The organism is Allobosea sp. 05L423, from assembly GCF_056397745.1.
The window spans coordinates 38,755-50,190 of sequence record NZ_JBFTOA010000008.1 but is presented as its reverse complement, the minus strand read 5'-3'; the positions used below and the strand labels follow the sequence as shown (position 1 = coordinate 50,190).

The following is an 11,436-nucleotide window of genomic DNA, read 5'->3' as shown; positions in this document are numbered from 1 at the left end:
GCGTCTTGCTCCTCACATCGTGCATTTCTGGTCGGACATGTAGTCGTGCACCTTGACGGTGCCGGCGATGATGTCGGCCTTGGCCTTGTCGGCCGCGGCCTTCATCTCAGGCGTGATCAGCCCCTTGTTGGCGTCGTCCAGCGCCCAGTCGATGCCGTCCTCCTTGAGGCCGAGAACCGAGATGCCCGGCTTCCAGGAGCCGTCCTGCGCGGCCTTGAAGGAATTGTAGGCCGCGACGTCGACGCGCTTGAGCATCGAGGTCAGCACCTTGCCGGGATGGAGGGCATTCTGGTTCGAATCGACGCCGATACCGAGCTTGCCGGCATCCGCCACCGCCCGCAGCACGCCGATCCCGGTGCCGCCGGCAGCGTGGTAGATCACGTCGGCGCCGCGATCGATCTGGGACTTGGCGAGCTCGCCGCCCTTGACCGGATCGGCCCAGGCGGCCGGCGTGGAGCCGGTCATGTTCTGGAAAATCTCGGCATCGGCCTTGCCCGCCTTGACGCCCTGGACATAGCCACAGGCGAATTTGCGGATCAGCGGGATATCCATGCCGCCGACGAAACCGACCTTGCCTGTCTTCGAGGCCATCGCGGCTAGCAGGCCGACCAGATAGGAGCCCTCATGCTCCTTGAAGACGACCGACTGCACGTTCGGCAGGTCGACGACCATGTCGATGATGGTGAATTTCAGGTTCGGGAACTCGGCCGCAACCTTCTGCAGCGCGGTCGCCTGCGAGAAGCCGACCGCGATGATCGGCGAATGGCCGTCGCGGGCGAAGCGGCGCAGGGCCTGCTCGATCTGGGCATCGTTCGCCGGCTCGAAATCGCGGAAATCGACGCCGGTCTCCTTCTTGAACCTGTCGGCGCCGATGAAGACGCCTTCGTTGAAGGATTTGTCGAATTTGCCGCCCTTGTCATAGACCACGGCCGGCTTAATCGCCTGCTGCGCCAGCGCCGCCACAGCCGAAAGCGCAACGCCGGCCAGTGCCGCCGCAAAAGAACCCAGACGCATGAACCGATCCCCTGTTATGGCCGGGCGCCGTGGTCCGGCCCTCGATGCCGACACGATGGCATGGCTCGTCGGCGCGGCCAAGCCGCCCAAAGCTCATGCCCGGCCGATGCCGCAATCGCCATGCCGATTGCCGAAGAACGGCCATCGTCTTACGCTGCTGCCATGATGATGGGCGACGACGAGATCGAGCGCTATGCGCGCCATATCGTGCTGCCGGAGATCGGCGGCCCAGGGCAGCAGAAGCTGAAGAACGCGCGCGTGCTCGTCGTTGGCGCGGGCGGGCTCGGCGCGCCGCTGATCCAATATCTCGCCGCAGCTGGCGTCGGGAAGATCGGCATCGTCGACGACGACATCGTCTCGCTCTCGAACCTGCAGCGCCAGACCATCTTCACCACCGAGGATGTCGGCGCCCACAAGGCCGTCGCCGCAGCTCGCTTCGTGCGCAACCTCAACCCGCATGTCGTGGTCGAGGAGCATGTCACCCGCATCGACCCGCACAATGCCCGGGCCTTGATCGCCTTCTACGACGTGGTGGCCGAGGGGTCCGACAATTTTGCGACGCGCTATGCCGTCTCCGACGCCTGCTTCCACGAGCACAGGCCGGTCGTCATGGGGGCGCTGGGGCGCTTCGACGGCTCGCTGACCACGATCCGTGCTCACGAAGCCGGCCCGGACGGCCGGCCGAATCCGACCTGGCGCTGCCTCTTCCCGGAGGCTCCGCCGCCCGGTTCGATCCCGACCTGTGCGGAAGCCGGCGTGCTCGGAGCGCTGCCCGGCATCATCGGCTCGCTGATGGCGCTGGAGGTGATCCGCGCCGTGACCGGCTTCGGCGAGCCACTGGTCGGCAAGCTGCTGCTGCTCGACGCGCTGACAATGCGGTTCGAGACGCTGCGCTATGGCTGGGACGAGATGAACCCGCTGAGCGGCGGCAGCGTCGCGGCCTGAGGCTTTCAGAATAGCGCAGCAGCCGTCATCCCGGACGAGCCGCGTTGGCGGCGTTGACCCGGGATGACGCGCGAAGCTGCAAAGCTCAGCGCTTCGACTCGATCACGTCCCAGAGCTGCGCCGCCAGATCCGGCCCGCCGAGCTTTTTGATGGCGCGCACGCCGGTCGGCGCGGTGACGTTGATCTCGGTGAGCTTGCCGTGGATGACGTCGATGCCGACGAGCAAAAGGCCGCGTTCGCGCAGCGCCGGGCCGATCGCCTCGCAGATCTCGAGCTCCTTCTTCGACAGGTCGGTCGGCCGGGCAGCGCCGCCGCGCACCATGTTGGCGCGCAGGTCGCCCACCGCCGGGACGCGGTTGACCGCGCCCGCCGCCTTGCCGTCGATCAGGATGATGCGCTTGTCGCCCTCGGTGATCTCCTTGATGAAGGCCTGCACGACCCAGGGTTCGCGGAAGAGGTTGCTGAACAGATCGAAGAGCGAGCCGAAATTCGGATCGGTCCTGCTGGTCTTGAAAACAGTCGCGCCGCCATGGCCGTAGAGCGGCTTCATGACGATCTCGCCGTGCTCGTCGCGGAAGGCCTCGATCTCGGCCTTGTCGCGGGTGATCAGCGTCGGCGGCATCAGCTCCGGGAAATGGGTGACGAAGATCTTCTCGGGCGCGTTGCGGACTTCGGCCGGGTTATTGACCACCAGCGTCTTCGGATGGATGCGCTCCAGCATATGCGTCGTGGTGACATAGGCCATGTCGAATGGCGGGTCCTGCCGCAGCAGGACGACATCGAGCGTCGAGAGATCGATCTTCTCCTCGGCTCCCGCCGTGAAATGATCGCCCTCCGCATCCCGCACCGTGACCGGGCGCATCGGCGCCGTGACCTTGCCGTCGCGCATCGAGAGCTTGTCGGGCGTGTAGGTGTAGAGCGTATGGCCGCGCGCCTGCGCTTCCAGCATCAGGGAGAAGCCGGTGTCCCCGGCGATCCGGATGCGCTCGATCGGGTCCATCTGGATGGCGACGGAGAGAGTCATGGCAGGCCTTCCTGTTGCGGCCGGTTCTTATCGGGCCGCGGGCGGGGTTCCTGCAAGTGGGTCGCGTCGATCACGTCGCATTCTGACGGAATCGTCAGAATGCTGAAAACGTGATCGATTCCAGAATCTTAGAGCGTAGCTCCCGGAAAAACGGGTACCCACTTTTTTGCGCAATGCACTTGCGTCACAGGACGAGCGCAAAGGCAGCCGGCACATGGTACGGCCGGCGCCAGGGCGCCAGAAACACAGCGTCGGCACGCAGATGGTGATCGCTCGCCCAGGGATTGCGCGCGAGCCAGTGCCGGATGCGGCGCTCGACGAGGCGGCGCTTTTCCGGCGTCACCGCAGTCAGCGCATCATCGAGCCGGCCACGCGCCTTGACCTCGACGAAGGCGACGGTAAGGCCCCGCTTCATCACCAGGTCGATCTCGCCGCCCTTGCCGCCGAAGCGCCGTTCCAGCAGCCGGTAACCCTTCGCCGTCAGCCAGAGGATGGCGAACCATTCTGCACGGCGGCCGGTGAGGCCGGAGCGCCTGGCCTTGCGGCTGCGCTTGCCCGGATCGGCAGCCGCTCCGCTCACGGATCGTCGCGGGTGAGTTCAAGGGCGCGCGCGTAGACTTTCCGGCGCGGCTGGCCGGTCTCGGCCGCGACCTGCGCGACGGCCTCCTTCAGCGAGACCTTCGCCAGTGCGGCGCGCAACCGCTCGTCGATCACATCGCCGGCCGGCAGCAGCTCGACGGCGCCGGGCGGGCCGATGATGACGACGATCTCGCCACGCGGCTCCTCTTCGCTCTCGTAATGCGCGGCGAGTTCCGGCAGGGCGCCGCGCCGCACCGTCTCATGGTACTTGGTGAGCTCTCGCGCCACCGCGCCGGGCCGCGCACCAAGCACCGCTGCTGCGTCGGCCAGCATCTCGGCGAGGCGGCGCGGCGATTCGAAGAAGACCAGCGTTCCGGGAATCACCGCGAGTTCGGTCAGGCGGGACTTTCTTGCCGCGGATTTGGGCGGAAGAAACCCCTCGAAGAAGAAGCGGTCGGTCGGCAGACCCGCCAGCACCAGCGCCGCCAGCACGGCCGAAGGACCGGGAATGCCGGTGACCGGCAGCCCTTCCGCCACCAGCTCGGCGACGAGCTTGTAGCCGGGATCGGAGACCAGCGGCGTGCCGGCGTCCGAGATCAGGGCAAGCTTGCCGCCCTCGCGCAGTTTCGCGAGAATCTTCGGCCGCATCTGCGCCGCATTGTGCTCGTGATAGGGCAGCAGCGGCGTCGAGATACCATAATGCGCCAGCAGCGTCTTCGACGTGCGGGTATCCTCGGCCAGGATCACATCGGCCGCGGCGAGCGTCGCCAGCGCCCGGAACGAGATGTCGCGCAGGTTGCCGATCGGAGTCGCGACGATGTGAAGTCCCGGCGCCAGCCGCTCGGCCTCGGCGCGCAGGCCGAAGGCGGTGTAGCTGGGAGGGCGGGCAGCGGCATCATTCGACATCGCGCCACGCTGCCACAGCGGCAGCCGCCACGCCATGGCACAGCGTCGCGCGGTGTGTGCAACTCATAGTTAACAACTTGAAAATAGGATTCCGCACTGGCACGTGTCCGGCGGGGGCAATTTTTCCGCTGGAACTCATCGCCGGGCGAGCGCCTGCCTGCCCGGTCACGACTGGAGATCGCCCGTGTTGCATCATCGGTACGTCATGCCGGTCCTGCGGTTGAAGGCACGGGCTCTCGCGGTCCTTCTGCCGCTCACGCTGGCCGCCTGCGGCGGCGGCACCTCAGGCCTGCCGGGCTTCGATTCGGGCTCGCCCGCGCCGGGTACGGCGCCAACCGGGCAGACCATCGGCAACGGCAAGGTCAAGGTCGGCCTCGTACTGCCGCTGACGGCGGAGGGGCAGGGCGCGATCGTCGGCAACTCGCTGAAGAACGCCGCCGAAATGGCGCTGGCCGAGTTTCCGAACGCGGACCTCACACTCCTGGTGAAGGACGACCGCGGCACGCCGGAAGGCGCCCGTGCGGCGACGCAGGAAGCTCTTTCGGAAGGGGCGGAACTGATCATCGGCCCGCTGTTCGCACCTTCGGTGCAGGCGGCGGCGCAGGTCGCGCGCGGCGCCAATCGCCCGATCATCGCCTTCTCCAGCGACACCAGCGTCGCCTCGCGCGGTGTCTATCTGCTCTCCTTCCCGCCCGAGAACGACGTCAACCGCGTCATCGCCTATGCCAGCCAGCAGGGCCGGAAATCCTTCGCCGCCCTCCTTCCCGACACCGCCTATGGCAAGGTCGTCGAGGCGGCCTTCCAGCAGGCCGTTGCCAGCCGAGGCGGCCGTGTCGCCGCGATCGAGCATTTCGGCGCCGATCCGGCCGCGATGCGCAGTGCGGTCCAGCGGCTGATGCCCTCGCTGCAGCAGGCGGATGCGCTGTTCGTGCCCGCCGCCGCCGACACCATGCCGACGCTCGGCCAGCTCCTGCAGGAAGCCGGCTACAATCCGGCGAAGGTGAAGCCGCTCGGCACCGGCGTCTGGAATGATGCCGGCGTGGCGCGCGTGCCGGCGGTCCAGGGCGGCTGGTTCGCCTCGCCCGACACCGCCGGTTTCAACGCCTTCGCCGGGCGCTATCAGCAACGCTTCAACAGCGCGCCGACCCGCACCGCGACGCTCGCCTATGACGCCGTTTCGCTGTCCGCGGCACTGGCCCGCACGCAGGGATCGCAGCGCTTCTCGGAGAGCGTCCTGACCAATGCTTCCGGCTTCGCCGGCGCCGACGGCGTCTTCCGCTTCCGGACGGATGGACAGGTGGAACGGGGGCTTGCCGTGCTGGAGTTGCGCAACGGCCAGATCGTCACGATCAACGCCGCCCCGCGCGATCTCGGACCGCGCTCGCAGTAGGCGGACCTGCAAGCCGCCGTCATTCTCGGGGCGAAGTGGAGCGCAGACCCGAGAATCGCTGGCAGGACGAAACGCGGAGCCTCTCTCGGCAAGAGATGCTCGGGTCGAGCCCGAGCATGACGGCGGCGAGCGATCAGCTCAGCGGCGCGTATTTCACGACGCAGCCATAGGCCTTGGTGCTTGCTTCCGTGACCGGCTTGCCGGCCTTCAGCTCCGCAATCGCCTGGCGGACATAGCTCTTCGCGCCATTGAGGCTTGAGGCTGCGGAGGACGGCTTGTCGTCGATCGCGCCCATATAGGCGAGCCTGCCGTTGGGATCGATGATGTACATGTGCGGCGTGGTCTGCGCGCCATAGGCCCGCGCCACCTGGCTCTTGGGATCGAGCAGGATGCCGGCCGGCGCGGCGTCACGCTGGACCGTCAGCTCCTTGGCCTTGGCTCCGTCGACATAGCCCTGCTCGCCCGGCGGCGAGGAAATGACCGAGAGCCAGACGATGCCTTCCTTCGCCATGTCCTTCTGCAGCGTCTGCATCGTGGCGCTGTTGTAGTGCTTCCGCACATAGGGGCATTCGTGATTGGTCCATTCGAGGATCACGGTCTTGCCCGCGAAATCGGCGAGACTGCGGGTCTTGCCGTCGGCATCGACGGCCTGGAAGGCGGGGGCCGGCGCGCCAATCCTGGCCGCTCCCTGAGCGAAGGCGACCGCCGGGACGGCGAGGCCGGCGAGAGCCAGGCCGGCGATGAAAGTCTGTCGGGTGAGGCCTTTCATGTCTGTCTCCCTTCCTGAACGTCGGAGCCTTACGGCGTTGCCGCAGCGGTCTTCGCATCCCGGCCTGCCGCGCGCTGGGCGGCCGCGATCACGGTATCGGGCGTCAGGAGCTGCGGCAGGATCTCGGCCTGCCCGTCCTTGCGGCCCGGATAGAACAGGTAGAGCGGCACGCCGGCGCGGCCCTGCTCGGCCAGCGCCTGGGCGATGCGCTGATCGCGATTGGTCCAGTCCGCCTTGAGATAGGTCACGCCCAGCCTGGCGAAGGCGTCTTTCACCTCCTGCCGGGACAGCGCGACGCGCTCATTGGCGAGGCAGGTGATGCACCAGGCCGCGGTGAAGTTGACGAAGACCGGCTTCCCTTCAGCCTGCAGCGCCGCGACGCGCTCGGGCGACCAGGCCTGGACATCGCCAGCCCGCGCCTCGGTGTTGGCGCCCGGCACGGCGTTCTCGACCGTGAACCAGCCGGCGCCGAGCGCAACCAGCACGGCCAGCACCGTCCCGAAGGCGCGGCGCGGCAGGGAGCCGCGGGTGACGCCGACGATCCAGACGACGAAGCCCGCCGCGAGCACAGCGACCAGTGCCGCCAGCACGCCTTGCGGGCCAGTCTGCACCGAAGCGACCCAGATCAGCCAGATCGCGGTCGCGAACATCGGGAAGGCGAAGGCCTGCTTCAGCACCAGCATCCAGCGGCCGGGCTTCGGCAGCAGGCGCAGCAGGCCGGGGGCGAAGGAGAGCGCCACGATCGGCAGCGCAAAGCCGAGCGCCAGCGCCAGAAAGACGGAGAGAGCGACCGCCGGCGGCTGCGTCACCGCATAACCCATCGCCGCCCCCATGAAGGGCGCCGTGCAGGGCGTCGCTACGACGACGGCAAGCACGCCGGTCATGAAGGCACCGAAGCGGCCGCCCCGGCTGGCGAGACCATCGCCCACGCCGGTGATCGAAGCACCGATCTCGAAGGCGCCGAGCAGATTCAGGCCGATCAGCACCATCACCACCGCCAGCGCGATGACGAGCGGTGGGGACTGGAGCTGGAAGCCCCAGCCGACGCTGTTGCCGAGTGCGCCGAGCCCGATCACTGCGCCGGCCAGCACCGTGAAAGCGATGAGCACGCCGGAGAGGAAGAGCAGGCCCTGTTGGCGCACGGCGCTGCGATGGGCATGAGCGAGCTGTGCGAAGCCGAGCGCCTTGATGAAGAGCACCGGCAGCACGCAGGGCATCAGGTTGAGGATCAGCCCGCCGGCGAAAGCCAGCGCCAGAGCCGCCCAGATCGTCAGATCGGCGCCCTCGACCGGGACCGGAATCCGCACAATGGCGGGCCGAGCCTCCGACGTGGCTGTCCCTGCCGCCATCAACAGCGCGGGGTCGGCATCGGCAGCGAGCGTCACGGCCCTGGCCGCGCCGTTCTCGCGGAAGGTCAGGACGCCGGAAACCTCGGGCTCCTGCAGCTTGAAGGCGCTGGAGCGGACCAGCGTCAGCACCTGCTTCTCGCCTGCGGCAAGCGGCTGGTCGGCCGCATGCTCGATCAACGTATCCAGAACCGGAAAGAAGCGCAGATCGCTCGCGCCCGCCGGCAGCCCCGGCAGCTCCAGAGCGAGCCTGTCGCCCTCGCCGCGGAGCCTGCCCCGGAACGACGCCGGCTTCGGCAGGGCCGCCAGCGCCGCATCGATGCGCGCCTGCGCCGCTTCATCGGCGACGCCAGCCGGACCAACCGGCAGATCGAGCGTGAACGAACCTTCCTCCGGAATGCAGATCTTCTCGCAGACCAGCCAGGTGGCATCGGCCTTCAGCGAAAAATTGTCGCCGGGCCTGGCATCGGCCGGCACGGTGATCTCGACCGGCAGCAGCACGGTTCCTTCGAAGCCGAAATTGACGAGCGGTTCGACCCGGATCGCCTTCGGTGCGGGCCATTGGATGTCTCCGGCCGTCGCACCGGCGGGCAGGCGCCATTGGATCCGCGTCGCTTCGCCGGAATCGCCGGGGTTCAGCCAATAGGTATGCCAGTGCGGGGCGAGTTTCTGGACCAGCGCGACCTTGAAGCGCTCGCCCGGCATCACCGTGTCACGGCTCGACAGCAGCGCGGCGGTGACGCGCGGCGACGTCACCGGAGCGGATTCGACCGCCAGGGCCAAGCTGGGCGCCAGCAGTCCCAGCGCCAGCACCGCCTTGCCCAGGAAACCTCCACCGAAAATACGCCGCATGATCTCGTCGCTGTCCTCGAATACCCGGACCTCATGCCTCAATCCGGTCTCGCATACCAATGACAAGGCGGTGAGGCCGGCCCTGCCGCATTCTCCGTCATCTGTTTGCGGCAGGCAGCGTGCCATGATGTCGCCTCTGCTCGCGCCTTAGCTCCAGCGCCCGAATCGTGGACCATGAAGATCATGACCAGCCACCCCGCTCTCGCTCCTTCCCACGTGGCCGTCATCACAGGCGGCGCATCCGGGATAGGCTTCGCTGCCGCCCGCGCCTTCGCGGATAGCGGCATGAGGATCGTGATCGCAGACAGGGACACCGAAGCGCTGAAGGCGGCCGGCCAGGTTCTGGCGACGCTGATCGGCGACGACAATGTGCTTGCGGTCCCGACCGACGTCTCGCGCCGGGACGAGATCGCCCATCTGCACGAGGCGGTCATAGGCCGTTTCGGCAAAGTCCATGTCCTCATGAACAATGCCGGCACGCAGCCGGGCAGCGCGATCTTCGGGCCGCAGGACAATTGGGAGCGCACGCTCGCCGTCAACCTCGGCGGCATCGTCGCCGGTACGCAGCTTTTCGGGCCCGAGATGATCTCCCATGGCGAGCCGGCACTGATCATCAATACCGGCTCGAAGCAGGGCATCACCACCCCGCCGGGCGATCCGGCCTACAATGTCTCCAAGGCCGGCGTGAAGGCCTTCACCGAGGCGCTGCAGCACGAGCTGCGCAACACCCAGGGTTGCAGGGTCAGCGCCCATCTGCTGATCCCCGGCTTCGTCTTCACACCGCTGACCGCGCGCGGACGCGCCGAGAAGCCGGATGGCGCCTGGACGCCGGAGCAGACCGTGGACTTCATGCTGGAGCGGCTCGCAGCCGGGGATTTCTACATCCTCTGCCCCGATGGCGAGACGACCCGCGCGCTCGACGAAAAGCGCATGGCCTGGGCGATGGGCGACATCATCGAAAACCGCCCGCCGCTCTCCCGCTGGCACAAGGATTACGGGGAGACGTTCAGGGCGTTTCTCGGCAAGGATTGAAGAACTGCGCCGTCACCCCGGGCGCAGCGAAGCGAAGCCCGGGATGACCGCGCTTCGGATCGCACCGATCGCTAGATTGCGGCTCCGTCCATGATGATGTCGGCACCGAGCCCCTGGCGGACGGCCCGCACGATCTCAGCCTCGGCTGCGGCACCGCGCCGGCGGGGGCGGGCCGCGTCGATGCGGTGCTCGGCGATGATCTGGCCGGGCGCGCCCGACAGGATGACCACCCGGTCGGCGAGATAGGCGGCTTCGTCGATGTCATGGGTGACGAAGAGCACGGTCTTGCCGGTGCGCTGCCAGACGCGGATCAGCTCATCCTGCAGGGTTTCGCGGGTGAGGGCATCGAGAGCCGAGAAGGGCTCGTCCATCAGCAGGATCTCGGGTTCGACCGCGAGCGCACGCGCCAGCGAGACGCGCTGGCGCTGCCCGCCCGAAAGCTGATGCGGCCAGCGTTGCGCCAGCGCGCCCAGGCCGACGAGATCGAGCGTCTCGCCCGCCTTTGCCAGGCGCTCGGCCCGCGAGACCCGCCCTTCCAGGCCGAAGCCGACATTGGACACGACCTTGCGCCAGGGCAGCAGCCGCGAATCCTGGAAGACGAGAGCGACCGGCCTGCGCGTCGTATCCCTGGCATTGATGACGACCTCGCCGCCGCTCGGTTTCGCGAGCCCGGCGATGACGCGCAGCAGCGTCGACTTGCCGACGCCGGAAGGGCCGACGATGGCGAGGAATTCGCCGCGCCCCACGCTGAGGTCGAGCTTGCGCAGCACCTCGGTCTGTTCGCCGTCGCGGGTGAAGGTCAGCGACAGCCCCTTGATCTCGATCACGCTTTCCAACGCAGCACCCAATTCTGGAAGGCGACGAAGCCGGTGTCGAGCAGGCCGTAGAGCGCCGCCATGGTCAGCATGTAGACGACGACGATATCGGTCGCGAGGAGGCTCGACGCCTGCATCATGCGCTGGCCGACACCGGCGACACCGAAGATCTCGGCCGCGACCACCGCCATCCAGGCCTGGCCAAGCGCCGTGCGGAAGCCGACAAGGATGCCCGGCATCGCCGCCGGCAGCAGGATCTTGGACAGGCGCGCCCAAGGCGAGCGAAAACCGAAGGCATCGGCAACCTCGACGAGATCGCGATCGACGCCGCGGATCGCGCCCTGCGCCGCGAAGAAGGCGATCCAGAACACGCCGATCGCGATGATGAAGACGGCAGCGCCGGGCGTCACGCCGAACCAGATGATCGCGAAGGGCACCCAGGCGAGGCCGGGAATCGGCCTGAGAACACGCACGACCCAGGCCGTCGCCTCCTCGGCGATGCCAGACATGCCGACGAGGATGCCGGCAGCGACGCCGAGGCCGGCACCGACGAAGAGGCCGACGAAGTAGTGCCAGAGCGAACCGAGTATGGCCGAGAGCCAGGCACCGGAGGCGACCTCCCGCATGAACGCCTTCGGCAGCGCGCTCGGCGGCGGCAGGAAAGCCGGATTCACCAACCCGAAGTAAGGCACCGCCTCCCAAAGCAGCAGGAAGGCGACGAGACCCAGAAGCGCGAGGGCCGGAGCCCGTAGACTACTCACAAT

The 11,436-nt window shown here is 67.8% G+C and carries 11 protein-coding genes; 3 read left to right on the top strand and 8 right to left on the bottom strand.

All coding sequences use genetic code 11. From position 1 onward, the window contains the following. Nucleotides 1–12 precede the first annotated feature (12 nt). Entirely contained in the window at nucleotides 13–1,014 is a 1,002-nt protein-coding gene (locus AC1DNE_RS18370) for a BMP family lipoprotein (protein ID WP_441471143.1), read from the bottom strand. Between the two features lie 162 nt (nucleotides 1,015–1,176). Between AC1DNE_RS18370 and AC1DNE_RS18365 the strand changes: the two genes are divergently transcribed. Then, nucleotides 1,177–1,959 carry a HesA/MoeB/ThiF family protein gene (locus AC1DNE_RS18365; RefSeq protein WP_441471142.1) on the top strand — a complete coding sequence of 261 codons (783 nt, stop codon included), beginning with the start codon at nucleotides 1,177–1,179 and terminating at the stop codon, nucleotides 1,957–1,959. A gap of 85 nt (nucleotides 1,960–2,044) precedes the next feature. Here AC1DNE_RS18365 and gshB read toward each other — a convergent pair whose 3' ends face one another. From gshB to rsmI, 3 genes are all read right to left on the bottom strand, one after another. Then, nucleotides 2,045–2,983 (bottom strand): glutathione synthase, encoded by a 939-nt coding sequence (gshB, locus tag AC1DNE_RS18360; protein WP_441471141.1) that lies wholly within the window; start codon nucleotides 2,981–2,983, stop codon nucleotides 2,045–2,047. Between the two features lie 184 nt (nucleotides 2,984–3,167). After that, a complete protein-coding gene (locus tag AC1DNE_RS18355) occupies nucleotides 3,168–3,563 on the bottom strand; it encodes a YraN family protein (protein ID WP_476766699.1) in 396 nt (131 codons plus the stop codon). Continuing rightward, nucleotides 3,560–4,468, bottom strand: coding sequence for a 16S rRNA (cytidine(1402)-2'-O)-methyltransferase (rsmI, locus tag AC1DNE_RS18350; RefSeq protein ID WP_476766698.1), 909 nt, complete (start codon nucleotides 4,466–4,468; stop codon nucleotides 3,560–3,562). The genes AC1DNE_RS18355 and rsmI overlap by 4 nt, the downstream gene beginning before the upstream one ends. Before the next feature lie 184 nt (nucleotides 4,469–4,652). Between rsmI and AC1DNE_RS18345 the strand changes: the two genes are divergently transcribed. Continuing rightward, entirely contained in the window at nucleotides 4,653–5,858 is a 1,206-nt protein-coding gene (locus AC1DNE_RS18345) for a penicillin-binding protein activator (protein WP_476766697.1), read from the top strand. 133 nt (nucleotides 5,859–5,991) lie between these two features. On the opposite strand, the gene AC1DNE_RS18340 is transcribed toward AC1DNE_RS18345, so the two are convergent. Together AC1DNE_RS18340 and AC1DNE_RS18335 are read right to left on the bottom strand one after the other, a co-directional pair. Next, nucleotides 5,992–6,627, bottom strand: a complete 636-nt coding sequence (locus tag AC1DNE_RS18340) for a thioredoxin family protein (protein ID WP_476766696.1) — start codon at nucleotides 6,625–6,627, stop codon at nucleotides 5,992–5,994. 29 nt (nucleotides 6,628–6,656) lie between these two features. Continuing rightward, the gene (locus tag AC1DNE_RS18335; RefSeq protein ID WP_476766695.1) at nucleotides 6,657–8,825 is read right to left on the bottom strand and encodes a protein-disulfide reductase DsbD family protein; all 2,169 of its coding nucleotides are present in this window, start codon (nucleotides 8,823–8,825) and stop codon (nucleotides 6,657–6,659) included. A 183-nt stretch (nucleotides 8,826–9,008) separates the two neighbouring features. On the opposite strand from AC1DNE_RS18335, the gene AC1DNE_RS18330 reads away from it, so the two are divergent. Beyond that, a complete protein-coding gene (locus tag AC1DNE_RS18330) occupies nucleotides 9,009–9,857 on the top strand; it encodes an SDR family NAD(P)-dependent oxidoreductase (protein ID WP_476766736.1) in 849 nt (282 codons plus the stop codon). A 71-nt stretch (nucleotides 9,858–9,928) separates the two neighbouring features. On the opposite strand, the gene AC1DNE_RS18325 is transcribed toward AC1DNE_RS18330, so the two are convergent. Both AC1DNE_RS18325 and AC1DNE_RS18320 read right to left on the bottom strand, forming a co-directional pair. Then, complete coding sequence (locus tag AC1DNE_RS18325) at nucleotides 9,929–10,693, bottom strand: ABC transporter ATP-binding protein (protein WP_476766694.1); 765 nt, start codon at nucleotides 10,691–10,693, stop codon at nucleotides 9,929–9,931. Beyond that, entirely contained in the window at nucleotides 10,681–11,433 is a 753-nt protein-coding gene (locus AC1DNE_RS18320; RefSeq protein ID WP_476766693.1) for an ABC transporter permease, read from the bottom strand. The genes AC1DNE_RS18325 and AC1DNE_RS18320 overlap by 13 nt, the downstream gene beginning before the upstream one ends. Nucleotides 11,434–11,436 lie beyond the last annotated feature (3 nt).

Excerpts from the sequence above, each read along its gene's own strand:
- AC1DNE_RS18370 (WP_441471143.1), bottom strand. The coding sequence starts at position 1,014 with ATGCGTCTGGGTTCTTTTGCGGCGGCACTGGCCGGCGTTGCGCTTTCG.
- AC1DNE_RS18365 (WP_441471142.1), top strand. The coding sequence starts at position 1,177 with ATGATGATGGGCGACGACGAGATCGAGCGCTATGCGCGCCATATCGTG.
- gshB (WP_441471141.1), bottom strand. The coding sequence starts at position 2,983 with ATGACTCTCTCCGTCGCCATCCAGATGGACCCGATCGAGCGCATCCGG.
- rsmI (WP_476766698.1), bottom strand. The coding sequence starts at position 4,468 with ATGTCGAATGATGCCGCTGCCCGCCCTCCCAGCTACACCGCCTTCGGC.
- AC1DNE_RS18340 (WP_476766696.1), bottom strand. The coding sequence starts at position 6,627 with ATGAAAGGCCTCACCCGACAGACTTTCATCGCCGGCCTGGCTCTCGCC.
- AC1DNE_RS18335 (WP_476766695.1), bottom strand. The coding sequence starts at position 8,825 with ATGCGGCGTATTTTCGGTGGAGGTTTCCTGGGCAAGGCGGTGCTGGCG.
- AC1DNE_RS18330 (WP_476766736.1), top strand. The coding sequence starts at position 9,009 with ATGACCAGCCACCCCGCTCTCGCTCCTTCCCACGTGGCCGTCATCACA.